Raw genomic sequence first — 25,396 nt, forward strand, 5'->3', positions numbered from 1 at the left:
CTGCTTTTGGCATTAAGGGGGGGACTAAGCATGTTGCAGCAAACGCAAACGCCCAAGGCGGTGTATCTTCATATCCCGTTTTGTACGAACAAGTGCCATTACTGCGATTTCAACTCATATATATTGAAGGGGCAGCCGGTCATGGATTATTTGGATGCCTTGGAGCGGGAGATGGAACGGACGGTAAAGAGCGTGCCGCCGGGTGAGATCGAGACGATCTTCGTCGGAGGCGGGACGCCGACGGTGCTGACGCCGGAGCAGATGGACGTATTCCTTCGCCGCGTGCGCATGTATTTTGGCAATTGGGCGGCAAATATCGAGTTCTCCATGGAAGCGAACCCGGGGACGACCGATCTGGAGAAGCTGCAGGCGATGAAAGAGGGCGGCGTGAACCGGATCAGCTTTGGCGTACAGTCGTTCGACAATGCGCTGCTCGAGCGAATCGGGCGCATTCACAATACGGACGACGTGTACCGGAGTCTGGAGAATGCGCGCAAGGCCGGGTTTACGAACATGTCGATCGACTTGATGTTCGGGCTGCCGAAGCAAACGATCGATATTATGGAGGCCACGCTGAAGGAAGCGCTCGCGCTGGAGCTGCCCCATTATTCGATCTACAGCTTGAAGGTAGAGGAGAACACGCTGTTCCACTCGCTCTACGAACGCGGCGATTTGCCGCTTCCGGAGGAGGATGAGGAGGTCGGCATGTTCCTTCATATAATGAAGCGGTTGAAGGAGGCCGGGTACGGCCAGTACGAAATCAGCAACTTTGCGAAACCGGGTTACGAGAGCAGGCACAATTCGATGTACTGGCTTAACCAAAGCTACTACGGTCTGGGGGCCGGCGCTCACGGCTATGTGCGCGGGACGCGGCACGTTAACATCAAAGGGGTTCAGCCTTACATCGACGCTACGCGCAGCGGCCTGCCGCTTCTGCAGACGAGCGAGGTCGAAGAGGTTGAAGCGATGGAAGACTTTATGATGGTTGGTTTGCGCCAGCTGCGCGGCGTGCGCAGATCCGACTTCGAAGAGCAGTTCGGGCGGCCGCTGGAATCCGTATTCGGCGGAACGATACGCCGGTTGTGCGCGAAAGGGCTGCTGGAAGAGACGCAAACCGGCTACCGGCTGAGCGATTCGGGCGTTTTGCTCGGCAACGAGGTGTTCGCGGAGTTTTTGGAGGCGTCTGAATTAAAAATAGGTTGAAGCCTTTATACGTTTTGTTGTATATTTATTCATATCATTTCATTTTCTTCATAATGCGATTGGTGGGAGCCCGTATGACTTTGACCCTGACCTGCCGGAAGGCGAACGAACAGGATATCGATACTTTATATGACATTATTCAAGGCTATGCGGAGCAGGGCATTATGCTGCCGCGTTCCAAAGAAACGTTAGCGGCTCAGCTGGATACGTTCGTCGTCGCGGAAGTCGACGGTCGGCTGGTCGGCTGCGGCTCTAACACGCGTCTCGGTCCGGATCTCGTCGAGATCCGTTCGCTCGGCGTGACGGCCGGATACAAGGGCCTCGGCATCGGCAAATCGATAGTCAACAAGCTGGTGGAAGAAGCGAGAGCTCAAGGCATTCCGAAGATCATGGCGCTGACATACGAGGTGGCTTTCTTCGAAAGAAACGGCTTCACGGTCGTGCAGAAGGAAATCTTTCCGGAAAAAGTATGGCGCGATTGCATTCACTGTAAAAAACAGCACTGCTGCGACGAAATCGCCGTGCTCAAACGGCTGGATTGACTTGACACAGACCCTTGAGGTCTGTTATTTTTGTATTAGCTTAGCACTCGATTGATCGGAGTGCTAACGAGCCCGGAATCGGAGGTGGTTTTCGAATATGCTAACCGAACGTCAGAGACATATTTTAAGCGCCATCGTTGACGATTACATCCGTTCCGCGGAGCCGATCGGCTCACGCAGCATATCCAAACGCGGCAATGTGGGGTTCAGTCCCGCCACCATCCGCAACGAAATGTCCGATTTGGAAGAAATGGGATTTCTGGAGCAGCCGCATACGTCGGCGGGCCGAATCCCTTCGCATAAAGGTTACCGGTATTACGTGGATCACTTGATGGCTTTAGGTGCGCAAGAAGCCGGCGAAGAGGTCGACGTGATGAAACGTTTCTTTGCCGAACGCATGCAGGAGATGGAACGTGTCATTCAACAGGTCGCGTTGATTTTGTCGCAGGTGACGCCGTACACCTCGATCGTCATGGGTCCGGAGATGCTTACCACAACATTGAAGCATCTGCAAATCGTCCCCTTGAACGAGCGGACCGCCGTGGCGATCGTGGTGACGAACACCGGTCAGGTGGAGAACAAGACGGTAACGATTCCGGAAGGCATTCCGATGTCGGAAATCGAGAAGTTGGTGAATCTTCTGAACGCCCGGTTGAAGAACGTGCCGCTGCTGCACTTCAAATCGAAGCTTTACACGGAGATCGCTTCGGAAATGAGCCGTTACTTGTCCGGTTACGAAGAGCTGCTGATCATGCTGGATTCCGTCTTCGAACGCGACGAAGAAGAGCGCGTGTTCCTCGGAGGCACGACGAATATGCTGACGCAGCCGGAGTTTAAGGATGTCGATAAGGTGAAGAGCATTCTCGATTTGCTGTCGGAGACGCCGAAGATCATTCAATTGTTCGAAGGCACGGACGCAGCCGGAGGCATTCAAGTACGGATCGGCAGCGAGAACAAGATGGAGGCCGTGAACGACTGCAGCCTGATTACGGCGACGTATTCGCTCGAAGGGCAGCTGCTCGGCACGATCGGCATTCTTGGTCCGACACGAATGGATTACGCTAAAGTCATCAAGCTGTTGGACCATCTGTCCAAAGATATGACACAGTTGATGGAGCGTTGGTATAAATGAGTCAGATGAAACCTTCGGGTCCGGAAGGCGAGGAATCGTACGCCAGCCTGCGGAATAACGCCAATGCGGTACGTGCGATTTGTTCGGCCGTCGAAGGCACGCTCGGCCCGAAAGGGCTCGATACGATGCTCGTCGGCGCTCATGGCGATGTAATTATTACGAACGACGGCGTGACGATTCTGGAGAAGATGGACGTCGCGCATCCCGCGGCCCAGCTGCTCATTCAAGTCGCGCGGGCGCAGCAGGAGCGGATCGGCGACGGGACGACGACAGCGACGGTGCTCGCGGGCGCGCTCGTCGCCGAAGGCGCCCGGCAGGTGACGCGCGGCGTGCCTGTGGCCAAAGTCGTGCGCGGCATCCAGGACGGCGTCGCGCACGCCGTCCGCAGTTTAAGCGAGCGGTCGCGGCCGCTGCAGGGTCTGGACGATCCGATGGCTTATCGGATCGCTTATATCGCAGGCCGCGAGCATGCCGACCTTGCAGAGCTGATCATAGACGGCGCCAGGCAGCTTGGCGCGGCAAAGCTGCGCGAAGAATCGTTTCGCTTCGCGGATGTTGTGCAGTCGCTCGGCAAGTCGCCGGGCGAAGTGTGGCCCGGGCTCGTCATCGCGAAGAAGCCCGCCAACCTGCAGCCTGATTTCCCGTCGGACGAGGCCCGCATTCTGATGATGCAGGATGCGTTCGGACCGGAAGAGGTGGAAGATGAGGCGCTGATGACCGAGGCCGGCTTTCACCGGCAAATGCAGCTGCGCGAGCAGTTCCGCGCCTCCCTCGGCCGCTTGACCGAGCTGCGGGTCGGGCTCGTCGTCAGCGAGCGTGGCGTCGATCCGGAAGCGGAGCAGTTCTGCACCGATCACGGCATCATGGTGCTGCAGCGTCTGCCGCGGGCGCAGCTGCGCCGTCTGGCCGAATACAGCGGCGCGCGGCCGGTTCGCCGTTCCGCGCTGTACCGGCCGGCGGCTGACCTGGCCCCTTATCTCGGCTTCGCCGGGCATATCGCCTACGACGAGCGCCTCGAATGCGTGCGCATCGCCGAAGGCAGAGGCAGCGTCGAAGTGTCTATCATCGTCGGCGCAAGCACGCACGAGATCGCCGGCGAACGCCTGCGCATTGCGCGCGACGCCGCTTCGGCGGTGCAGGCCGCACTGCGCGGCGGCTGGCTGCCCGGCGGCGGCGCGGCGGAAATGGCCGCCGCGCATGAGCTTGAACGCTATCGCGAAACCGTGCGGGGCATGGAAGGTTTTGGTTTCGAAGCGGTTGCTCACGCGCTGCGCAAGCCGCTCTCGCAGATCGTCGTCAATGCCGGCTACAACCCGCTGGAGAAGGTCGAGGAAGTGAAAGCGGCGCAGATCGCATCCGCCAGCGACAAGCTTGGCATCGATTGCGATACCGGCGCCATTACCGATCTCGAGGCGCTCGGGGTCATCGATCCGGCCGATGTGAAGCTGCAGGCGCTGCAGGCCGCAGGAGAAGTGGCGTCCGCCGTGCTGCGCATTCATACCGTAATCAAGATGCGGCAGCCGCGCGAAGAAGATTAAACCTTTGTTATCCAACTGCGTTATGTAGGGTTTTGAGCCCGACTACGTGGTTAGACTAATATTTAAAAGAGAGAGCGGCGGCGCATATTATGGAATGGGCGCGGCCGCAGCCGATTCGGTTAAGGAGGTGACAGACATTGAATACGGAACAACGAGATCCGCAAAGCGGTGAACAAGCCGTACAAAACGAGCAAAATCAACCGGAGAGCGCTACATACGAAGCAGAGGGCGCAGAGACGGCGGAAGCGGGCACTGCGGAAGCTTCCGAACCCCAAGATGCTGTCCAAGCGGAGCTGGAGCAGGCGAAGAAGCTGGCGGACGAAAACCACCAACGGTTTTTGCGGGCCCAAGCTGATTTTGACAACTACAGACGCCGGACGCAAAAGGAAAAGGAAGATTTTGCGAAATACGCCTCTTTGAAAGTGATCGAGCAGCTGCTTCCGGTCATCGACAACTTTGATCGGGCGCTTGCAGCCAGCAAGGATAATAAAGATTATGACGCCCTTGCGAAGGGCATTGATATGACTTTCCGTCAATTGACCCAAATTCTTGCGACGGAGGGCTTAACGGCGATGGAAACCGTCGGCACCCCGTTTAACCCCGAGTACCATCAAGCCATCATGCAGGTGGAATCCGACGAGTACGAGGAAGGCATTGTGGTCGAAGAGGTGCAGAAGGGCTATATGCTGAAAGACAAGGTGCTTCGTCCTGCGATGGTTAAAGTGAGCTCATAGCATAAATCCGTTATATGACAAACTTTCGAAAACAAAAGGAGGCTTATCCTTATGAGTAAAGTTATCGGTATTGACTTAGGAACGACGAACTCTTGCGTCGCGGTTATGGAAGGCGGCGAAGCGGTCGTTATTCCTAACGCGGAAGGCAACCGCACGACCCCTTCGGTCGTCGGCTTTAAGAAAGACGGCGAGCGCGTCGTCGGCGAAACGGCGAAACGCCAAGCGATCACGAACCCGGATCGCACGGTTATCTCGATTAAGCGTCATATGGGGACGAACCATAAGGAAATTATCGAAGGCAAAGAATATTCGCCGCAAGAAATTTCTGCGATCATCCTGCAAAAGCTGAAAGCCGACGCGGAAGCGTACCTCGGCCAACCGGTCACGCAAGCCGTTATTACCGTTCCGGCTTATTTCAATGACAGCCAGCGCCAAGCGACCAAAGACGCGGGTAAAATCGCCGGTCTGGAAGTGCTGCGGATCGTAAACGAGCCGACAGCGGCGGCTTTGGCCTATGGTTTGGAAAAAACCGAAGACCAAACAATTCTGGTCTACGACCTTGGCGGCGGTACGTTCGACGTCTCGATCCTTGAGCTCGGCGACGGCTTCTTCGAAGTAAAAGCGACGAGCGGCGACAACCGTCTCGGCGGCGATGACTTCGACCAAGTGATCATCGACTATCTCGTTGCCGAGTTTAAAAAAGAGCACGGCATCGACTTGAGCAAAGATAAAGCGGCCGTACAACGGTTGAAAGACGCTGCGGAAAAAGCGAAAAAAGAACTTTCCGGCGTATTGACGACGACGATTTCCCTGCCGTTTATTACCGTGGTCGACGGCGTTCCGCAGCACTTGGAAGTGAACTTGACCCGGGCCAAATTCGAAGAATTGTCCGCGCCTCTCGTCGAGCGCACACTCGGACCGACGCGTCAAGCGCTTAGCGATGCAGGCCTGACGGCGGACAAAATCGATAAAATCGTGTTGGTCGGCGGTTCTACGCGTATCCCGGCCGTTCAAGAAGCGGTTAAACGCTTGACAGGCAAAGAGCCGCACAAAGGCGTGAACCCGGACGAAGTCGTGGCACTCGGCGCGGCCGTGCAAGCGGGCGTGTTGACGGGCGACGTGAAGGACGTCGTGCTGCTCGACGTGACTCCGCTCTCCCTCGGTATCGAAACAGCCGGCGGCGTGTTCACCAAAATGATCGACCGCAACACGACGATTCCGACAACGAAATCACAAGTGTTCACCACATATGCCGACAACCAGCCTAGCGTAGAAATTCACGTGCTGCAAGGCGAGCGCGCGATGGCTAACGATAACAAAACGCTCGGCCGGTTTATTCTGGGCGACATCCCGCCGGCGCCGCGAGGCGTTCCGCAAATCGAAGTCACCTTCGACATCGACGCGAACGGCATCGTGAACGTATCCGCACTGGATAAAGGCACGGGCAAGAGCCAAAAAATTACGATTACGTCTTCCAGCGGTTTGTCCGACGAGGAAATCGACCGCATGATGAAAGACGCCGAGGCGCACGCCGAAGAAGACCGGAAGCGCAAAGAAACGGTCGAAGCACGCAACCAAGCGGATCAGCTCGTTTACCAAGTCGACAAAACGTTGAAAGATCTTGGCGACAAGGTCGATCAAGGCGAAATTGACAAAGCGAACGAAGCGAAAGAGAAGCTGAAAAAAGCGCTCGAAGGTGACAACCTCGACGAAATCAAAGCGGCCAGCGAAGAGCTGACGCAAATCGTGCAGGCGCTGTCCGTGAAGCTGTATGAGCAAGCGGCTCAAGAAGCGCAAAACGCAGGCGGCGAGCCGCAGGGCGCGAAAGGCAAAGACAACGTCGTGGATGCGGATTTCGAAGTCGTTGACGACAAGAAATAATCCGTTCGCATACAACAAGTCCGGCTTGACCTTCTCAAGCCGGACACTTTCCTTTTTTTGCAGGCCAGGGAGTGGGAGTGAAGGATGAGTAAACGCGATTACTATGAAGTATTAGGGCTTAGCAAGGATGCTTCGCAGGAGGATATCAAGAAAGCTTACCGCAAGCTTGCTCGTCAATACCATCCTGACGTCAACAAAGCGGACGACGCGGAGTCGAAGTTCAAAGAAGCGAAGGAAGCTTACGATGTACTGAGCGACGAACAGAAGAAAGCGCAGTATGACCGCTTCGGCCACGTCGATCCGAACCAGGGCATGGGCGGCGGCGGATTCGGCGGCAATGCGGATTTCGGCGGATTCGGCGACCTGTTCGATATGTTCTTCGGCGGCGGCGGAGGCGGCCGGCGCAATCCTAACGCTCCGCAGCGCGGCAACGATTTGCAGTATACGATGACGATCGAGTTCAAGGAAGCGGTCTTCGGGAAGAAGACCGACATTCACATTCCTCGTACGGAAACGTGCGAGACTTGTCACGGCAGCGGCGCGAAGCCCGGTACGAAGCCGGATACATGCGGCGTCTGTCATGGTTCCGGGCAGCAGGAGGTCGTGCAGAACACGGCGTTCGGCCGCATCGTGAACCGCCGGGTTTGTTCCGCCTGCCAAGGTCAAGGGAAAATTATTAAGGACAAGTGCCAGACGTGTCACGGCGCCGGCAAAGTGAAAAAGCAGCGCACCATTAACCTGAACATCCCGGCAGGTGTCGACGACGGCGCCCAGCTGCGGGTAACGGGAGAAGGCGAATCGGGTACGCGCGGAGGTCCGGCAGGCGATTTGTACGTCGTGATCCGCGTGAAGCCGCACGATTTCTTCGAACGCGAAGGCGACGATATTTACTGCGAGGTACCGCTTACTTTTGCACAAGCGGCGCTCGGGGACGAGATCGAAATTCCGACGCTGACGGAGAAGGTCAAGCTGAAAATTCCTCCCGGCACGCAAACCGACACGTATTTCCGCTTGAAAGGCAAAGGCGTACCGCGTCTGCGCGGTTACGGCCAAGGCGACCAGCACGTGAAGGTGGTCGTCGTGACGCCGACGAACTTGAGCGATGAGCAGCGCGAACTGCTGCGCGAGTTCTCCCGGCAAAACGGAGAGAATACGCACGAGCAGCAGCAATCGATTTTCGAACGAATGAAAAAAGCATTTTTAGGCGACTGAAGCGCCTATCCGAAAGCAGCCTGCGGGATTTCCCGAAGGCTGCTTTTTTCGTGAAGCGGGCCGCATATTCCCGTTAATAATGCGGACAATAGAAGCAGGTTCTTGAACCTGCACGGTGGACCCTGGGATGGATACCGACTTGAAAGGAGGCTGGACCATGGCGGAACGATGGAAAAAGGCGTTTCAAAAAAATCGATTGCCGATCGCGAAGAACGAGGACATCGAATTTTCTGCAGAGCTGGCAGATAGCGACGACTTGGAAGCGGAGGAACGCGCCGCGCTAGCCGATGCCAGACAAGAGCAGGAATAGCTGATGCCGGATCACGGCCGTAGATTTTGGAGAAATGAGGTTTGACATATGTCAGAGAAAGGCATCATGGCCTACTTTCGAACGACGGAGGATGCACAAAGCTGTGTGCCGAAGCTGAAAGCACTGCGTGCGGCGGAGGTGCAAATCGACCAGGTGGGGGAATACCCGGGACACGGGATTGGCGAAACGTTAAATCCGTTATCCAATAGCGATTTTCCCGGTTTGTCTTATTTAACTTTGGGAACGACAAGCGCGAATCAGGATGCACGCGTCCTGATGGCCGCCGACGTCGATGCAAGCGGCATGGCGGACGGCAGCAGGGAACTGCTAATGAACGATCCGGACGATATGACGCGCCGCAATGTGTTGTTGACGGTCGTGCTCGATGAGGCGGCCGTCGAGCAGGCGAAACGCGTGATCCGCGATGCGGGCGGCAGCGTCTGAAATGAAGCGCCAGGCTCACGGTATGCTAACGGCTCCCGGCATGAAGATTCATTCATGCCGGGAGCCGTTTCGCTTGAAAAAACCAGAGGCAAAATATTCGCGACAAATAAAATGTGAGCAGCAGCGTCAGCCACGTCCAATACCAGGCCCAATGCACATAATCGATGAGCGCCAGCCTGTGCTCGATCCATGCTTCCACGAGGGTCATCACGGAGGTATAGGCAAGATAGTAACCGATGCGAACCGGAAGGGAACGCCCGGAAGGGTAATGGACGTTAAAGACGGCACAAACGGCCGGGAACGCCAAATATTCGAATGTAAAGCTGGACCGGTTTTGCTCAGGAAACAATCGCACGGGGTATACGATCCACCCTTTTTCCACGACATACAGACCGGCAATCCAAGTGATCGTCTGTTTGAACAAGAAGCCGGCGTAGGCTATTCGAGCTTTACGCTTGGGCACGCAGAAGATCAGCATCGAGATGCTGATGATCCATACGCACATAAGAACGATATATTCGATCATCATGACAAACGGGAGCACCTGGTTTAGTTGGCAGTCGGCTCTGATTTGAAATACCAGCCGCAGTACAAGCGAACAACGGTGAATTCCAGAAAAAGTCTAATCCAGGTCCAGTACCAGGAATAGCGCTCGTATCGAATTAAATTCGAATAGGTGACGAGCAGCGCAACGATACCGGTTAATGCGGAGACGGTCAATGCGAGAGCGGCCAGGCGGGCGGACAGCGCTCCCTTCGGCTCATTCGCGATATAAAGCGCGCATATTAGCGGATACAGAAAGTATTCGGTCGTAAACAGCAGGTCGGTCGCTTTCGGAAATTCGCGCACCGGGAATGACAGCAGATGAAACTTGACGTGCAGCAGCGAGTCTAACCAGGTTAACGGCTGACAGGCGAGAAATGCCATAATCGCCTCTCGCCGCTTGGGCTTGGGGATCAACAGCACGGTCGCGATCGCTCCAAGCAAATAAATCAGAGCTATTATCCATCTATCCTTCGTCATTACGGACCCGCCTTTACTGTGTGTTTGTTAGATTTAGCCTTTCCCGCACCGTTTATGTAAGAACCCGTCATTTTACCCGTATCCCTAATTGTTGTATACTTGTTCTTATGCGTGAAAATGGAGCAAATTATGGGAGGGAATACCCGGTGCGTTGGCATGAAATTACGGTATATACGACAGAAGAAGCGATCGAAATGATCTCCAATTTTATACACGAGCTTGGTGCCGGAGGCGTTTCCATCGAGGAATCAGGCACGTTGAACAAACCGCGCGACACGTCGCTAGGTCAATGGTACGAGCTGCCGTTGAACGATATTCCGGAAGGACGAGCGGTTATTAAAGGTTACTTTGCCGAAGGTTCGGATACCGAAGCGATCCTCCAGGAGCTGAAGCAATCCGTTACTCAGCTCGCGGAGTTTGATATTGATACCGGCGAGCCGACTTACGAGTGGAAGCTGGTCGACGACGAGGATTGGGCGAATGCGTGGAAGCAATATTTCAAACCGCTGCGCATTACCGACCGGCTGACGATTAAGCCGACCTGGGAAGAGTACGAGCCGCAGGCCGAAGAGATTATTCTGGAACTGGATCCGGGCATGGCGTTCGGGACGGGAACGCATGCGACGACGGCCCTCTGCCTGAAGACGATCGAGCAGGTTGTGAAGGAAGGCGACGACGTGATTGATGTCGGGACGGGCTCGGGGATTCTGGCAATCGCGGCGGCGAAGCTGGGAGCCAAACACGTGCTCGCGCTCGATCTTGATCCGGTCGCCGTCTCCAGCGCGACGGAGAACGTACATTTGAACGGCTTGGACGATCGCATTACGGTGAAGCTGAGCGATTTGCTGCAGGTGATCAATGAACATCGGGCTGCCGGTGAAAGCACGGCGCTCGGCGTGAAGCTGCCGGTGCAGGTCGTGGTCGCCAACATTTTGGCGGAAATTATATTAATGTTCGTACAGGATGTGTACGAAGCGCTCGCCTCGGGGGGCTCGTATATTGTGTCAGGCGTTATCAAGAGCAAGCAGGACATGGTGCAGGACGCATTAACGTCGGCCGGCTTCCATGTAACCGAGGTGAACGAGGATCAGGATTGGGTCGTGCTCGTCGCCAGAAAGCCGTAGGTGAGCGTCGATGGATTGGAGTAGTTTTCTGCCGTATCCGGTTGACGAACTGCCCTTCGTCTTTCTTGTGCTGCTGCTTGCCTTCACGGTACATGAATTTGCGCATGCGTATCTTGCCGACAAGTTCGGCGACCCGACGCCGCGCGCGATGGGCCGGGTGACGTTAAACCCGCGCGTTCATCTGGATTGGCTGGGCATGATCTTCTTTCTCATTGTCGGGATCGGCTGGGCCAAGCCCGTGCTGATCAACCGGGGACGATTCAAACACCCGCGCGCGATGGGTATCGCCGTGTCGTTCGCGGGCCCTTTCAGCAATCTTGTACTCGGGTTTATCAGCTTGGTGTTCGTCTACGCTTTTCACGCGTACGGCTGGCTTGACGGCATGAGTCCGGGGGTTTCGAGCGCCGTGCTGACGTTTTTGCACTGGATGGTTATTCAGAACATATTTCTATTCATTTTAAATTTGATTCCGTTCCCGCCGCTGGACGGCTACCGCATTCTGGAAGATGTGCTGCCGCGTCCCTGGGCGATCAAGCTGCAGCAATACCAGCAGTGGTTGTTCTATGCCGTGCTGCTGATGTTCTTTATTCCGCCGATCCGTGTGGTAACGCTCGGCCCGATTTTCGCTTGGCAGAACGACATTTTGGCCTTGTTCGTGGCTATACTTAAACCGATATTCGGACCTCTGGCTTTTTAGCGAAAAAACGTGTATGATGAAGGTTGACCGTTCTACGAACCTGTATAACGGTCTCACCTTTTTTTTGGAAAGCGATGGGGGTTATGCAGAGATATTTCATTCAGCCGGAGCAATTTTCCGCTGATATGGTTACGATAACGGGTGACGACGCTCACCACTTGATTCGCGTCATGCGGGCTAAAGCCGGAGATCGCTGTATCGTGAGCGACGGGGCGAACCGCGAAGCTGTTGTCGTGCTTCGTTCGCTCGAAGGCGGACAAGTGTCGGCGGAGGTTGAGACGGAGCTTCCGATGGACCGCGAACCAAGCGTCGACGTATGGATCGCGCAAAGCTTGCCGAAAGGCGACAAGATGGAGCTGGTGATCCAGAAGGGAACGGAGATCGGGGCAACCCGGTTCGTGCCTTTCACGTCGGAGCGCACCGTCGTTCAGCTGGACGGGAAGAAGGAAGGCAAGCGTCTGGAACGGTGGCAAAAAATTGCCAAGGAAGCGGCCGAACAGGCGCACCGCAACCGGATTCCGTCCGTCGACGCCGTGCGCGGCTGGAAGGAGCTGCTGCAGCTCGCCGCCGAGGCGGATGCCGCTTGGTTTTGCTATGAGAAGCAGGATGTTCAGGAGCTGCGAGCGCAGATTCGCGCAGCGCTTCAGGGGCGTATGGGCCCGGAAGCGGCGGAGACCGGCGGCACTCATGCCGCTGCTCGTCCGAAGCTGCTGCTGATCGTCGGACCGGAAGGCGGATTCAGCGAACGCGAAGCGGATGAAGCGGAACGCGCCGGCTGCCGTGCGGTCTCTTTGGGCAAACGTATTTTACGAACGGAAACCGCCGCCATGGTCGGTCTGACGTGTATTTTATATGAATCCGGTGAGATGGGAGGAGAACGGTAATTATGGCATCAGTCGCTTTTCACACCCTCGGCTGTAAAGTCAACTTCTACGATACGGAAGCGATCTGGCAGCTGTTCAAACAGGAGGGCTACGAGCAGGTCGACTTCGAATCGACGGCCGATATTTATGTGATCAATACGTGTACGGTTACGAATACGGGGGACAAGAAGAGCAGGCAAATGATTCGCCGCGCAATAAGGCGCAACCCGGAAGCGATCATTGCGGTCACCGGCTGTTACGCACAGACGTCCCCGGCCGAAATTTTAGCCATCCCGGGCGTCGATCTGGTGATCGGCACGCAGGACCGGGACAAAATTTTGACCTATGTGAAGCAGCTGGAGCGGGAGCGGCAGCCGATCAATGCGGTCCGCAACATCATGAAAACGCGGGCGTTCGAAGAGCTTGACGTGCCCGATTTCGCAGACCGGACCCGTGCCTTCTTGAAAATTCAAGAGGGCTGCAACAACTTCTGCACGTTCTGTATCATTCCGTGGTCGCGCGGATTAATGCGCAGCCGCGAACCGCAAAGCGTCATCAACCAGGCGCGGATGCTGGTGGACGCAGGCTATCAGGAAATCGTGCTGACGGGGATTCATACGGGCGGATACGGGGAAGATATGGAAGATTACAGCTTGGCCAAGCTGCTTTGGGATTTGGACAAGGTGGAAGGCTTGAAACGGATCCGCATCAGCTCCATCGAAGCCAGCCAAATTACGGATGAGGTGCTCGAGGTGCTCCAGCATTCCGAGAAAATGTGCCGTCATCTGCACATTCCGCTGCAGGCGGGCGATAATGACGTGCTGAAGCGGATGCGCCGGAAATATACGACCGAGGAGTTTGCCGCGAAGATCGAGCATATTCACCGCATTATGCCGGGCGTCGCGATTACGACGGACGTCATCGTCGGCTTCCCGGGCGAAACGGAAGAGATGTTCCGGAACGGCTATGCGTTCATGGAACGTATGGGCTTCTCGGAAATGCACGTGTTTCCGTACTCCAAGCGGACCGGTACGCCGGCAGCGCGGATGGAGGATCAGGTCGACGAAGAGCTGAAGAACGCGCGCGTGCACGAGCTGATCGATTTGTCCGAACGGATGCAGCTCGCTTACGCGCAGAAATTCATCGGCCAAGTGCTGGAGATCATCCCGGAGCGCGAGCATAAAGCGCAGCCCGGCAGCGGGATGATTATGGGCTACTCGGATAACTATTTGTCGGTTGTGTTCGAAGGCAGCGAAGACTGGATCGGGCAAGTGTGCCGGGTGAAGGTGACGGAAGCGGGCGTCAACGAATGCCGCGGACAAATCGTCGGCGCGCCGCAGCTGCCTGCCGTCAGCGGCTTGAAGAGAGCGACGAAGGCGACGGCAGAGGCAATTCCAGGACAAGCGGCCAAAGCAATCGTATAAATGGAAGGGTGTTGTCGATGAAGGAGATTTCAGCTGGCGGCGTGGTGTACCGAAAAGCCGGTGACGATTTGCAGGTGCAGATGATCCAAGACCGTTACGGGAAAATTACGCTGCCGAAAGGGAAAATGGAACCTGGCGAAACGGTCGAACAAACCGCGCTCCGAGAAATTTTGGAGGAGACAGGCATCGTCGGCCGCATCGTGAAACCGCTCGAGACAATCACCTATCAGTTCAATTTGTCAGGCGTCGGGGTCGTGGATAAAGAGGTGCACTACTATCTGGTCGAGGCGACCGGGGGGACGCTGCAAGCGCAGGTGGAGGAAATTCGCGGCGTTGAGTGGCTGCATCCCCTCGAAGCGTGGCATCAGCAGACGCATTCGGGTTACGGCAACAACGATTCGGTATTAAAAAAGGCGCTGGACGCGCTAGGTTATGAGGTGGAGTAACGATGACGGCCTTTGATGTAAGCAAGCTGCCCGGGTATATCGATCATACTCTGCTGAAAGCGGACGCCGACGAACAAGCGATCCGCAAAATTTGTGAAGAAGCGCGTCAATACCGCTTTTACAGCGTGTGCGTCAACGGCACTTGGGTGCCTTTGTGCCGCGAGCTCCTGCAGGGCTCCGGGGTGAAGATCAGCGTCGTCTGCGGTTTCCCGCTGGGCGCGATGGAAAGCTCCGTGAAAGCGTTGGAAGCGGCGAAAGCGGCCGAGCAGGGCGCGGCGGAGATCGATATGGTGCTGCAGATCGGACGATTGAAGCAGGGCGATTACGCCGCAGTCCGCGAAGACATCCGCGCAGTCGTGCGTGCGGTGGAAGGCCAAGCGATCGTGAAGGTGATCTTCGAGACGGGCGCCTTGAACGAGGAGCAAAAGAAAACGGCCTGCCAGCTGTCTGTCGAAGCAGGCGCCCATTACGTCAAGACGTCGACAGGCTTCGGCCAGGGCGGCGCGACGGTGGAAGACATTGCCCTGATGCGTTCGTCCGTTCCGGATTCCATCGGCGTGAAAGCGTCCGGCGGCATTCGCGATCTCGAGACCGCGGTGCGCATGATTGAAGCCGGCGCGACGCGGCTCGGCACGAGCTCCGGCGTCGCTTTGATGCAGGGCAGCACCGGCGCGTCGTCCTACTAGGCGGGCGGGGCTATCGCGGCTCTCGGCGGCCGGGGTGCGCCGATTGCACCGGCAGCATGCGTTCGCGCCGGACGGTTGGTGCTCCCTCTGAGCGCTCATCATGGAATAGCGGAACTCGGATGCTTGATTTGGGGCATCTTACGCCTGCACTTCATCAATAGCGGAACCAGGATGGCTTATTTGCGGCGAATCTCCCTTTTCAAACGAAATAGGAGCAAATAAGACACTGCAGTTCCGCTATTTCTTTGATAGGGCGTCCAAAAGGTCCAATGGCGTACCAAAGCTCCGCTATTTGTCGCGATTATTGGCCGCAGTCGGGTACACAGAGTAAAGGATGGGGAAGCATGATGGCGATCGTTTATTTACATAAAAAACGGAAAAAACGGCTGGAAGAAGGCCACCCTTGGGTATACCGCACGGAAATCGAACGGGTGGAGGGCGAAACGGAGCCGGGCCGTCTTGTCGCCGTGCACCGGCATGACGGTCAATATCTCGCTACCGGTTATTATAATCCTGCGTCACAGCTGACGGTCCGGATCGTCTCTTACGAGCCGCTCGCCGAGCTGACGCATGATTGGTTCGCGGATCGCTTGCGGCATGCGAAAGCACACCGCGAGCGCTTTTTGCCGGAGGCCAGGTCGTACCGGCTCGTGTACGGCGAAGCGGACTTTATGCCCGGGCTGATCGTAGACAAGTTCGAGGACGTCCTTGTGGTGCAGCTGCTGACGCTTGGCATGGAGACCGCGCGGGAGGCGATTGTGTCCGCGCTTGTAGAGGTGATGCAGCCGGCGGGGATTTACGAGCGAAGCGACGTCTCCGTCCGCGAGCTTGAGGGCTTGGAACAGCGCAAAGGTGTACTGTACGGCGAGTGCCCGCGGCATATTGCGATTCGCGAGAACGGGCTGCTGCTGGAGGTGGATATCGTCGAGGGGCAAAAGACGGGCTATTTCTTCGATCAGCGGGAAAACCGGGCGGCCATCGCGCCGTTGATGCTCGGCTGGGGCAAACGCAGCGGCATTCAGACCGTCGACAAGCTGACCGACGACGGCACGCTCAGACGGGTGCCGGTCAATAAAAGCGGGCAGGAAGTAACGTTCCCCTATTGGGACGGAGCGACCGTTCTCGAATGCTTCTCTCATACGGGCAGCTTTACTCTTAACGCTTGCCAATACGGAGCGAAGAAGGTAACCTGCCTCGACATCTCCGAGCACGCGGTAGAGACTGCGCGGCGCAATGTGGAGTTGAACGGATTCGGAGACCGTGTGGAGTTCGTAGTGGCCGATGCGTTCGATTATTTGCGCGAGCAAGTGCGCGGGATCGAGCAGCGTCAGGAACGGGGGCAGGCCGACCGCCGCAAAGTCGATACGTCGGTTAAGCTGGAGGCTAAGGGGCGGACGTGGGACGTCGTCATTCTGGACCCTCCGGCGTTCGCCAAATCGCGGAGCGCGGTGGAAGGCGCATGCCGAGGCTATAAAGACATCAACCTGCACGGGATGAAGCTGGTGAACGAGGGCGGATATTTGGTTACGGCGAGCTGCTCCTATCACATGAAGCCGGATTTGTTCCTGGAGACGATTCATGCGGCGGCCCGCGACGCGGGCAAGACGCTGCGCCTTGTCGATTTTCGGGCGGCGGGCAAGGATCATCCGCGCATTCTGGGCGTGGATGAAGGACATTATTTGAAGTTTGCCATATTTGAGGTTACGACGAGAGTATAGGCAGCGATCACTCACAATGGGGAGGAGTGGAAGACATGGATGTGTTTAAAGCGATTCGCGAAAGGCGCACGATCGGTCGTGTGAAAGACATAGCGGTGCCCCGCGAACAGATCGAGCAGCTGTTGGAAGCGGGCAATTGGGCGCCCAGCCATCATGCGACGGAGCCTTGGCGCTTCTTTGTGCTGACGGGGAATGGACGGCACATTCTGGGCGAAGCCTACGCCGACATTGCGGAGCAAACGCAAAGTCCGGCCAAGTTGGCGCCGGAAGAAAGGGAAGCGTTCCGCGCGAAGCATGCGGCTAAAGCGTTCCGGTCGCCGGTGGTGATTGCGGTCGCCGTTTCGCCTTCGGCGGAGAAGGGCGTCAGCCAAATCGAGGAATTCGCAGCCGCCCACGCGGCCGTGCAAAATATGCTGCTTGCCGCGCATGCGCTCGGGCTCGGGGCGATCTGGCGCTCGGGCGAGCCGATGTATCATCCGCGCATGCAGCAAGCGTTCGGCTTAACCGGCGACGAAGCGCTCGTCGGGCTGTTGTACGTCGGGCAGCAGGCTATGCCGCAGCCGGAAGGAAAGCGCCGTCCGGTCGCCGATAAGACGCGGTGGATTACCGAACATCTGACCTAAGTCATGTTCACCGTTCCGATTTATTTCGAACAGCCTGATGCAATCCGTGCGTCAGGCTGTTCTTCGTATACGCCCAGCGAAGGCGTTATCCGAAAAGGGGAGAGGAAAGCAATGCGTTCGCGCGAAGAGCAGCGGCAGGAGGGTGGAAATCCCAAACCGGGAGGCGGCGTGCGTTGCCCGGTTTACGTCAGGAACGTGTGTTCTTATTTCTCAATATATGATATAATGTACCAGAACCTACCTTTTACCTGAACTACGGTTTCTTTGGTAGAATAGTAGAGTTAAGGACAAGGTGCGGTGTGGGAAGAGGAGGAGCTAACATGGCGTTTCGATTCGTGCTTGGGCGTGCGGGCAGCGGCAAGACAACGCTGTGCCTGAACGAAATTAAACAGAGACTGAAGGCGGAGCCGCAGGGGCCTCCGCTCATCTGGCTCGTGCCGGAGCAGGCGACGTTCCAGGCGGAGTACGCTTTGATCTCGGTGCCGGAGCTTGGCGGGACGCTTCGGGCGCAGGTGCTCAGCTTCCGGCGTCTGGCCTGGCGCGTGATGCAGGAAGTGGGCGGTACGGCGCGGCTGCCGATTGACGAAACGGGCAAGAAGCTGCTGCTTCACCGCATTTTACATAAACAACGGGATCGTTTGAAACGGCTGCATACGGCTGCGGACCAAATGGGGTATTTGGATCATGTCAATCAATTGTTTACCGAATTTAAAAGGTATGGCGTGACGTCGGCGGATTTCGGCCGTTTTTATCGGGAGCGGTTTGCGGCGGGAGCCGGGCCGACAGGATCGCTCGCAGACAAGCTGCATGACCTGCAGAGCGTGTATGCCGAATTTGAGGAGGAGCTGTCCCGGCTTTATTTGGACGGGGAAGATTATTTGACGCTGCTCGCCAGACAGATCGGCGAATCGTCCTACATCCGCGAGGCGGTTTGTTGGATCGACGGTTTTCACGGTTTTACACCGCAGGAAGCCGCCGTGATCGAGCAGCTTGCCGTGCATGCAGAGGATGTGACGCTCACGCTGAGCTTAAACCGGCCGTACCGGGACGGGAAGGAGCTGCAGGAGCTCGACTTGTTCCATCCGACGGCGCGGACGATGGTTCAGCTGCGGCGCAGGCTTGACGAGCTGGGGATTGCCGTCCGGGAGCCGGAAGTGCTGCCGGCGGCGCCGCCGGCCCGGTTTCGCGCCAACCCGATGCTCGCGCACATGGAGGCGCACTGGGGCAGCCGGATGAAGCAGGCGTACCGCATGTCGCCGGAAGAGCGAGAAGGCGCGGCATTGCGTGTTACGGCAGCCGTTCACCGCAGGGCCGAAGTAGAGGGACTGGCGCGGGACATCCGGAGCCTGGTGCGGGAAGAGGGGATGCGCTGGCGCGACATCGCCGTCTCCGTACGCAACATCGAGGCTTACGGCGATTTGATTGCCGGAACGTTTGCGGACTTCGGCATCCCTTTGTTTTTCGACCAGAAGCGGTCGGTGCTGCATCATCCGCTTGTTGAATTCATCCGTTCCGCGCTGGAAGTTGCCCGGCTTCATTGGAAATATGATGCGGTGTTCCGCTGTGTGAAGACGGGGTTCTTGACACCGCTGCCGAATACCGGCGGCGGGGAGGGCGAGGCGCCGCAGCTCCAAGTCGGCCGCTATGCGTTCGATCAGCTGGAAAACTACGTGCTGGCTTTCGGGATTCAAGGCTCGAAGTGGCGGGTGAACGCGGACTGGACGTACGTTTATGAGGCTTCGCTGGAGCAGGAGGAAGGCCGGCGCGAGGCGGATACGGCTTTTTTACGCCAAATCAACCGCTGCAGGAGGCTTGTGGCTGACCCTCTCGGCCGGCTGCAGGACCGTCTGCGCGAGCGGAAGGCGGTGCGCGACCGCGTAGAGGCGTTGTACGAGCTGCTTGAAGGGCTGCGAGTGCCCGAGCGTCTCGAAGCTTGGGGACAAGCGGCGCTTCGGTCGGGCAAGCCCGAGAAGGCGAGAGAGCACGCGCAAGTGTGGGATCGCGTGATCGATATGTTCGATCAGCTTGTCGAGCTGACGGGCGACGAAGAGACGTCGCTGGAGCAGTTTGCCAAGCTCGTCGAAACCGGCCTGGAAAGCATCAAGCTCGGGCTTGTCCCGCCGACGCTGGATCAGGTGCTGATCGGCAGTATGGACCGCACCCGGTCTGACGGCGTCAAGCATCTGTTCGTGCTGGGCGTCAACGAAGGGGTCATGCCGTCCAAAATCGTCGAAAGCGGCGTACTGACGGAGGCCGAGCGGCTGCGGCTGGCGGAAGCCGGTCTTCAGCTTGCGGAGGACAGCCGGAGAAGGCTGCTCGACGAATCGTTCTTGATTTATAACGCGCTGTGTACGCCCAGCGTCGGGTTGTGGCTCAGCTATCCGCTGGCTGACGAGGAAGGCAAGTCGCTGCTTCCGTCCGATGTGATCCGTCAGATCAAACGGCTGTTTCCCGACATTCCGGAAAGGCTCCTGCTGAACGAACCGGCTGCGCAAACGACGGCTGGCGAGCAGCTCGAATTCGTGTCGCACCCGAACAAAGCGCTGTCCCTTCTGATCGTGCAGTTGAAGCAATGGATGCGGGGAACGCCGATCCACGGTGTCTGGTGGTCGGTGTACAATTGGTTCGCCCGCCAGCCTGAATATAGCGGCAGATTGGCGAGAATGATGGAGGCGCTGCAGTATACGAACCGGATTCAGCCGCTAAGTCCGGCTGCGAGCCGGCAGCTGTACGGGGACACGATCGAGACGAGCGTATCCCGGATGGAGCGGTTTGTCGCATGCCCCTACTCGCAATTCGTTTCTCACGGCTTAAGGCTGAAGGAACGGCGGATGTTTCGGCTGGAGGCCCCGGATATCGGGCAGTTGTTCCATGCGGCGCTCAGCCAATTCGCCGAACAGGTCGTCCGCGAAGGCGTCGACTGGGGCGGCATGACGGCGGCCGAAACCGAACGCCGTGCGGCACTCGTGATCGATGCGCTGACGCCAAGACTGCAGGGCGAAATATTGCTCAGCTCGAAGCGGTACCATTACATCGCCCGCAAGCTGAAGCAGGTGATCGCCAGAGCGGCGCTCATGTTAGGGGAGCATGCGAAACGGGGGCAGTTCCGTCCGGTCGGACTGGAAATCGCCTTCGGCGCAGGCCAGTCGATACCGCCGCTTCAGTACGAGCTGGAGAACGGCGTTCATATGAACCTGCGAGGCCGGATCGATCGCATCGACCGGGCCGATACGGAGCGCGGCACGCTGCTGCGGGTCATCGATTACAAGTCGAGCTCCAAGGCGCTGCAGCTCGGCGAAGTGTACTATGGACTATCGCTGCAAATGATGACGTATTTGGACGTCATTCTGACCCATGCCCCGCTTTGGCTCGGTACGGAAGCTCAGCCTGCGGGGGTCCTGTACTTCCACGTGCACAATCCGCTGCTGAACGTCAAGAATGCGATCAGCGCCGAGCAAATCGAGAAAGAAATGAAGAAACGGTTTAAAATGAAAGGTCTGCTCACTGCCGATCCAGACACGATTCGCTTGATGGATAGCGGTTTGATCGGCTCCAGCGGTTACTCGGAGCTGCTTCCGGTTGCGTTGAAGGCGGACGGCGGCTTTTACAAGACGTCTTCGGTCGCAACGGAGGCGGAATGGAATACGGTGCGCAAGCATGTCCGAAGGACCATTCGCGATATCGGCACCTCGATGACCGACGGTCATATCGGGATCGAGCCGTTCCGTATCGGTACGGCGACAGCCTGTCAAGGCTGCTCGTACAAGCCGGTATGCCAGTTCGATCCGCAGCTTGCCGGCAATGCGTTCAAGCAGCTGCCTGCGCTCGGCAAAGAGACGGCGCTGGAGCTGATGGAGCGCAAAGCGCAGACTCCTGCGGGCGGAGAGAAGGCGCGGACGTTCCGCCCTGCGGCCGCACGCACGAGCCCGCTTGCGGCGCTGGAAATCGGACAGGAGCCTGAAGAGGAGTCGGCGGAATCCGAAGAAGGAGGGAATGAACGATGAAGATGAGCATACCCAGACCAGAGGATAGCACGTGGACGGACGATCAGTGGAGCGCTGTAGCGACTCGCGGTCGTTCCGTCCTGGTGGCGGCGGCGGCCGGATCGGGCAAGACGGCGGTCTTGGTCGAGCGCATCATCCGGCGCATAGCCGATCCGAACTCGCCAATCGACGTTGACCGTTTATTGGTCGCGACGTTCACGAAGGCGGCCGCTGCCGAGATGCGTCACCGGATCAGTGAGGCGCTTGAGAAGGCATTGACCGCCGATCCGGAATCGGAGCATTTGCGGCGGCAGCTGGCGCTGATTCCGCGCGCGTTTATTACGACCCTTCATTCCTTTTGTATGGAAGTGATTCAGAAGCATTACCAGCGTATCGGACTTGATCCGGGCTTTCGTATCGCCAATGAGACGGAAAGCGCGCTGCTGCGTCAAGAGCAGCTGGAGGAGCTGCTGGAAGAACGGTACGGCGAAGCGGCGGAAGGCGATCCGTTCTGGACTTTGGCCGACTCGTTCAGCGGCGATAAGAACGACGAAGGGTTGTTTCGCCTTGTGCAGCGGTTGTACGACGATTCGCGCAGCCATCCTTGGCCGGAGCATTGGCTGAACGAATGCGTACGCATGTTCGGGGAACGGCGCTTGGAAGATGATCATCCGTGGCTGTCCAGCCTCCGGGCTGCGGTACGGATAGAGCTGCAGGGCGCAATCGGGCTGCTGCGGGAAGCGATCCGGCTGTCCCGGACGCCGGGCGGCCCCGAGCCGTATTTGGCCAATCTGGACGACGACCTGACGGTTATCGAGTATTTGCTGGAGCTGTCGGAAGGACACGGATGGGAGCATTTGTATCACGCTGTACAGGGCGCGGGATTCGGCAAGCTGAAGCCGTGCAAGGGCGATCATTACGATAAAGAGCTGCAGGAACGCGTCAAGGAGCTTCGCAATGCGGCGAAAGACAAGCTGGCGACCCTCAGGGAGGAATGGTTCTCGCGCAGCTTGGAGCAATACGACGAAGAGTTGAAGCGAATGGCGCCTTTAATGAGCGCGCTGGCCGAGCTGGTCGTGACGTTCGGAGAGCGGTATCAAGCGGCCAAACTGGATAAAGGGCTGGTTGACTTTGCCGATCTGGAGCATTACTGCCTCCGCATTCTAAGTGAGGAGGGGGCAACCCCGGACCATCCGGTTCCATCCGCTGCGGCGCTGGAATACCGCGAACAATTCGAAGAAGTGCTGCTTGACGAATACCAGGACACGAATCGGGTGCAGGAAGCGATCGTCGCTTTGATCTCGCGGGAACGGCCCGGCAACCGGTTTATGGTCGGCGATGTGAAGCAGAGCATTGTGCGCCCATAAGGCGCATCAGTTTTCCTCATTAAGCGGAGGGGCTTCCAGGGTATCGAAGTCATGCCGCCCAACTTATCCAAAGGGGAAACCTGGCGGGGAGTGCAGCATGTTGGGAAAGTCGTAAGTTGGTGAGCTAACGCACCACGACTGAACGGCGAGGCATAAAGATAAGTACAAGGATGAAAGCTAAACTGCTTAAAGTCTAGTCTCAGCGGGCCCATGCTTGCCAGACAGGAAAGTTAGCTGCTACCTGTTATCAGCACGCTGACAGTGGATAGATGGAACGCTGTCAGACATCTCATATCGGATAAATGCTATAATATGAGATGATACCCAAGCTTCTCAAGTGCTGACGCACACCTGGACAGGTGGAAAGGACGAAAGGACCATCCGACAACTTATCGCGCTTGGACTGATGTGACTAAATGGGGATTACCTAAGTGAGAATGCCCGATATGGCTATATCCGAAGGGATTGAATATCTCATAAGGTAACGGAGTCTCCGTAGTAGTTCGAGATAGGGAAAGCCTGTCACATGGCGAAGGGAGACAGCTTGTCGGTATAAAATTTGCGGAAAGGAGCGCAAGGCTCCGTGAATTCTAGCGAAACTTTATACCTATTGACCAAGATATCCAGTGAGAAACCTGACTATAGATTTGATAGGGTATATCGGCTTTTCTACAACACAGACTTTTACTTCCTGGCCTATAACAATTTATATGCGAATGACGGCAGTGGAACACGGGAGATCGATGGTGTGACCGCTGACAAGTTCAGCTTGGAGAAAGTCAACGCTTTAGTTGAGTCGATGAAAAACGAATCGTATCAGCCTAAACGGGTTCGGAGAACGGGTATCCCTAAGAAAAACGGTCAAAAACGACCGCTCGGGAATCCTTCCTTCCCGGACAGAATCATCCAAGAAATATGCAGGATGATCCTTGAGGCGATATACGAACCCGCTTTTGCAAATTTCAGTTACGGCTTTAGACCTAATCGCAGCTGTCACACGGCCCTCCACGAAGCCAAAGTTCAATTCAAGGGAGCGACCTGGTTCATTAAAGGAGATATTAATGGTTATTTGGATCATCTCTCCCATCATAAACTAATAGCTATCCTTGAAAAGAAAATAAAAGACGCCAAGTTCATCCGACTCATATGGAAATTGCTTAGAGCTGGTTATTTGGAAGATTGGAAGTACAATGGTACTTACAGCGGCACCCCTCAAGGCGGCCTTGTAAGCCCTGTTCTTGCCAACATCTATCTGGACTGCTTGGACAAGTGGTTTATCTCTTATAAGGAAAAGTTCGACACGGGTTCTCCGAAAATGAAGAAAGTTTCTACCGAATACAAGAAACTGGACATGCGGGTTGTTCGGGCTAAGCGGAAGCTGGAAGCTGCTGACGACGCAAGCACTCGCGAGACCGTGACTGAATTTTTTAAAGAGCAATCCGCTGTAAGGAATAATCTTCCATATGACGCATCGGATGAATCGGAGTTCAAGCGTATCAAGTGCATTCGATACGCCGGCGAATTTGTCATCGCGGTCTGGGGCAGTAAAGAGCACAGTGAAAAGATTAAACAGGATGTCAAGGATTTCATGCTTCGGGAATTGGAGATTGAAGGGTCGGAAGAAAAGACGCTCATCACTCATGCTGAAGCAGGGACTAAATTCCTTGGGCACATCATGAAGGTCAAAAGCGACTGGAATTTCAATAAAGATCAAACCGGCGCCAGAAAGAGAGAGGGGCAGGATCGTGTCGAACTCTATATGCCGGATGATATCGTCAGGAACTTCATCATCAAACACAAGATGGTTAAAGACATTGATGCCAAGCCATGGCGGATGCTCCACATTCCGTCCATCATCCATCTTCCCGATATCGAAATTGTTGCGTTATACAACGCACGCCTTCGAGGTTTATACAATTTTTACAAAATGGCTATGAATGTGAGCACGTACATGCGGCAATTGCGGTATGTTATGGAATACAGCTGTTTGGCGACCCTTGCCAACAAGCATAAGTCCAGTATCGCTAAAATAAAGCGGAAGTTCGCTGTTGATAAGAATTGGGGCATTCCTTACGAAACGAAAACAGGTCTAACCAAGACTCTCTTTTTCTATAAGGACGGATTTTCAAGGGCCAAGGCTCCCTATACGTTGTCTGACCCGGACCTTCATCCCCGTCTAATGCCTTTCTTCAACAATGCTGCGAGCTTACTCGATCGGCTGCGTGCCGGTCAGTGCGAGCTCTGCGGTACAAACGACTTCAGGCTTGACTACGAAGTACATCACATGAATAAACCCATTAACCTCGGGGACAAAGAGATACGGGAACGAATGAGGATCGGCAAGAACCGGATCATGCTTATCGTTTGTCCGGAATGTCATCATAATATCCATCAGGGTTACTAGGAATCTAGGGTCGAGATGACAAGTGGCGAGCCGTATACCCGG

The 25,396-nt window shown here is 56.4% G+C and carries 22 protein-coding genes; 20 read left to right on the forward strand and 2 right to left on the reverse strand.

The genetic code is table 11. The features are described from left to right. The first annotated feature begins 30 nt into the window (after positions 1-30). From hemW to ACZ439_RS22725, 9 genes are all read left to right on the forward strand, one after another. A complete protein-coding gene (gene hemW / locus ACZ439_RS22685) occupies positions 31-1,203 on the forward strand; it encodes a radical SAM family heme chaperone HemW (RefSeq protein ID WP_464620246.1) in 1,173 nt (390 codons plus the stop codon). Between the two features lie 74 nt (positions 1,204-1,277). Further along, the gene (locus ACZ439_RS22690) at positions 1,278-1,745 is read left to right on the forward strand and encodes an N-acetyltransferase (protein ID WP_127606901.1); all 468 of its coding nucleotides are present in this window, start codon (positions 1,278-1,280) and stop codon (positions 1,743-1,745) included. 97 nt (positions 1,746-1,842) lie between these two features. Next, positions 1,843-2,877: a heat-inducible transcriptional repressor HrcA gene (gene hrcA / locus ACZ439_RS22695; protein WP_464620247.1), complete on the forward strand. Its 1,035-nt coding sequence runs from the start codon at positions 1,843-1,845 to the stop codon at positions 2,875-2,877. Beyond that, entirely contained in the window at positions 2,874-4,415 is a 1,542-nt protein-coding gene (locus tag ACZ439_RS22700) for a TCP-1/cpn60 chaperonin family protein (RefSeq protein ID WP_127606897.1), read from the forward strand. The genes hrcA and ACZ439_RS22700 overlap by 4 nt, the downstream gene beginning before the upstream one ends. Before the next feature lie 137 nt (positions 4,416-4,552). Then, positions 4,553-5,149 (forward strand): nucleotide exchange factor GrpE, encoded by a 597-nt coding sequence (gene grpE / locus ACZ439_RS22705; RefSeq protein WP_054798018.1) that lies wholly within the window; start codon positions 4,553-4,555, stop codon positions 5,147-5,149. 51 nt (positions 5,150-5,200) lie between these two features. Further along, complete coding sequence (gene dnaK, locus ACZ439_RS22710; RefSeq protein ID WP_141336543.1) at positions 5,201-7,030, forward strand: molecular chaperone DnaK; 1,830 nt, start codon at positions 5,201-5,203, stop codon at positions 7,028-7,030. 84 nt (positions 7,031-7,114) lie between these two features. Then, positions 7,115-8,242 (forward strand): molecular chaperone DnaJ, encoded by a 1,128-nt coding sequence (dnaJ, locus tag ACZ439_RS22715; protein WP_141336544.1) that lies wholly within the window; start codon positions 7,115-7,117, stop codon positions 8,240-8,242. A 157-nt stretch (positions 8,243-8,399) separates the two neighbouring features. Continuing rightward, positions 8,400-8,552 carry a YfhD family protein gene (locus ACZ439_RS22720; RefSeq protein WP_127606891.1) on the forward strand — a complete coding sequence of 51 codons (153 nt, stop codon included), beginning with the start codon at positions 8,400-8,402 and terminating at the stop codon, positions 8,550-8,552. 48 nt (positions 8,553-8,600) lie between these two features. Further along, complete coding sequence (locus tag ACZ439_RS22725; RefSeq protein WP_054798016.1) at positions 8,601-8,996, forward strand: hypothetical protein; 396 nt, start codon at positions 8,601-8,603, stop codon at positions 8,994-8,996. A gap of 52 nt (positions 8,997-9,048) precedes the next feature. Here the strand turns inward: ACZ439_RS22725 and ACZ439_RS22730 are convergent, their stop codons facing one another. Both ACZ439_RS22730 and ACZ439_RS22735 read right to left on the reverse strand, forming a co-directional pair. Beyond that, the gene (locus tag ACZ439_RS22730; protein ID WP_054798015.1) at positions 9,049-9,525 is read right to left on the reverse strand and encodes a CBO0543 family protein; all 477 of its coding nucleotides are present in this window, start codon (positions 9,523-9,525) and stop codon (positions 9,049-9,051) included. A 20-nt stretch (positions 9,526-9,545) separates the two neighbouring features. Further along, a complete protein-coding gene (locus ACZ439_RS22735; RefSeq protein ID WP_054798014.1) occupies positions 9,546-10,019 on the reverse strand; it encodes a CBO0543 family protein in 474 nt (157 codons plus the stop codon). Between the two features lie 146 nt (positions 10,020-10,165). Between ACZ439_RS22735 and prmA the strand changes: the two genes are divergently transcribed. The 11 genes from prmA to ACZ439_RS22790 all read left to right on the forward strand — a co-directional run bounded on the left by prmA (position 10,166) and on the right by ACZ439_RS22790 (position 25,354). Then, positions 10,166-11,143 (forward strand): 50S ribosomal protein L11 methyltransferase, encoded by a 978-nt coding sequence (gene prmA, locus ACZ439_RS22740; protein ID WP_054798013.1) that lies wholly within the window; start codon positions 10,166-10,168, stop codon positions 11,141-11,143. A 10-nt stretch (positions 11,144-11,153) separates the two neighbouring features. After that, the gene (locus ACZ439_RS22745; protein ID WP_141336547.1) at positions 11,154-11,840 is read left to right on the forward strand and encodes a site-2 protease family protein; all 687 of its coding nucleotides are present in this window, start codon (positions 11,154-11,156) and stop codon (positions 11,838-11,840) included. Positions 11,841-11,923: 83 nt separating this feature from the next. Further along, positions 11,924-12,724, forward strand: coding sequence for a 16S rRNA (uracil(1498)-N(3))-methyltransferase (locus tag ACZ439_RS22750; protein ID WP_127606881.1), 801 nt, complete (start codon positions 11,924-11,926; stop codon positions 12,722-12,724). A 2-nt stretch (positions 12,725-12,726) separates the two neighbouring features. Continuing rightward, positions 12,727-14,127: a tRNA (N(6)-L-threonylcarbamoyladenosine(37)-C(2))-methylthiotransferase MtaB gene (gene mtaB, locus ACZ439_RS22755; RefSeq protein ID WP_054798012.1), complete on the forward strand. Its 1,401-nt coding sequence runs from the start codon at positions 12,727-12,729 to the stop codon at positions 14,125-14,127. 17 nt (positions 14,128-14,144) lie between these two features. Further along, positions 14,145-14,573, forward strand: coding sequence for an NUDIX hydrolase (locus ACZ439_RS22760; protein WP_155613909.1), 429 nt, complete (start codon positions 14,145-14,147; stop codon positions 14,571-14,573). 2 nt (positions 14,574-14,575) lie between these two features. Next, entirely contained in the window at positions 14,576-15,259 is a 684-nt protein-coding gene (gene deoC, locus ACZ439_RS22765; RefSeq protein ID WP_054798011.1) for a deoxyribose-phosphate aldolase, read from the forward strand. A gap of 347 nt (positions 15,260-15,606) precedes the next feature. Continuing rightward, complete coding sequence (locus ACZ439_RS22770) at positions 15,607-16,977, forward strand: class I SAM-dependent rRNA methyltransferase (protein ID WP_141336554.1); 1,371 nt, start codon at positions 15,607-15,609, stop codon at positions 16,975-16,977. A 35-nt stretch (positions 16,978-17,012) separates the two neighbouring features. Then, positions 17,013-17,600 carry a nitroreductase family protein gene (locus tag ACZ439_RS22775; protein ID WP_464620248.1) on the forward strand — a complete coding sequence of 196 codons (588 nt, stop codon included), beginning with the start codon at positions 17,013-17,015 and terminating at the stop codon, positions 17,598-17,600. A gap of 320 nt (positions 17,601-17,920) precedes the next feature. Beyond that, positions 17,921-21,604, forward strand: a complete 3,684-nt coding sequence (gene addB, locus ACZ439_RS22780) for a helicase-exonuclease AddAB subunit AddB (protein WP_464620249.1) — start codon at positions 17,921-17,923, stop codon at positions 21,602-21,604. Beyond that, on the forward strand, positions 21,601-22,950 hold the full coding sequence (locus tag ACZ439_RS22785; protein ID WP_308645023.1) for a UvrD-helicase domain-containing protein: 1,350 nt from the start codon (positions 21,601-21,603) through the stop codon (positions 22,948-22,950). The genes addB and ACZ439_RS22785 overlap by 4 nt, the downstream gene beginning before the upstream one ends. Before the next feature lie 583 nt (positions 22,951-23,533). Next, complete coding sequence (locus ACZ439_RS22790; protein WP_464620250.1) at positions 23,534-25,354, forward strand: reverse transcriptase domain-containing protein; 1,821 nt, start codon at positions 23,534-23,536, stop codon at positions 25,352-25,354. The last annotated feature ends 42 nt before the right edge of the window (positions 25,355-25,396 follow it).

It is taken from the genome of Paenibacillus sp. JCM 9796, assembly GCF_055379675.1.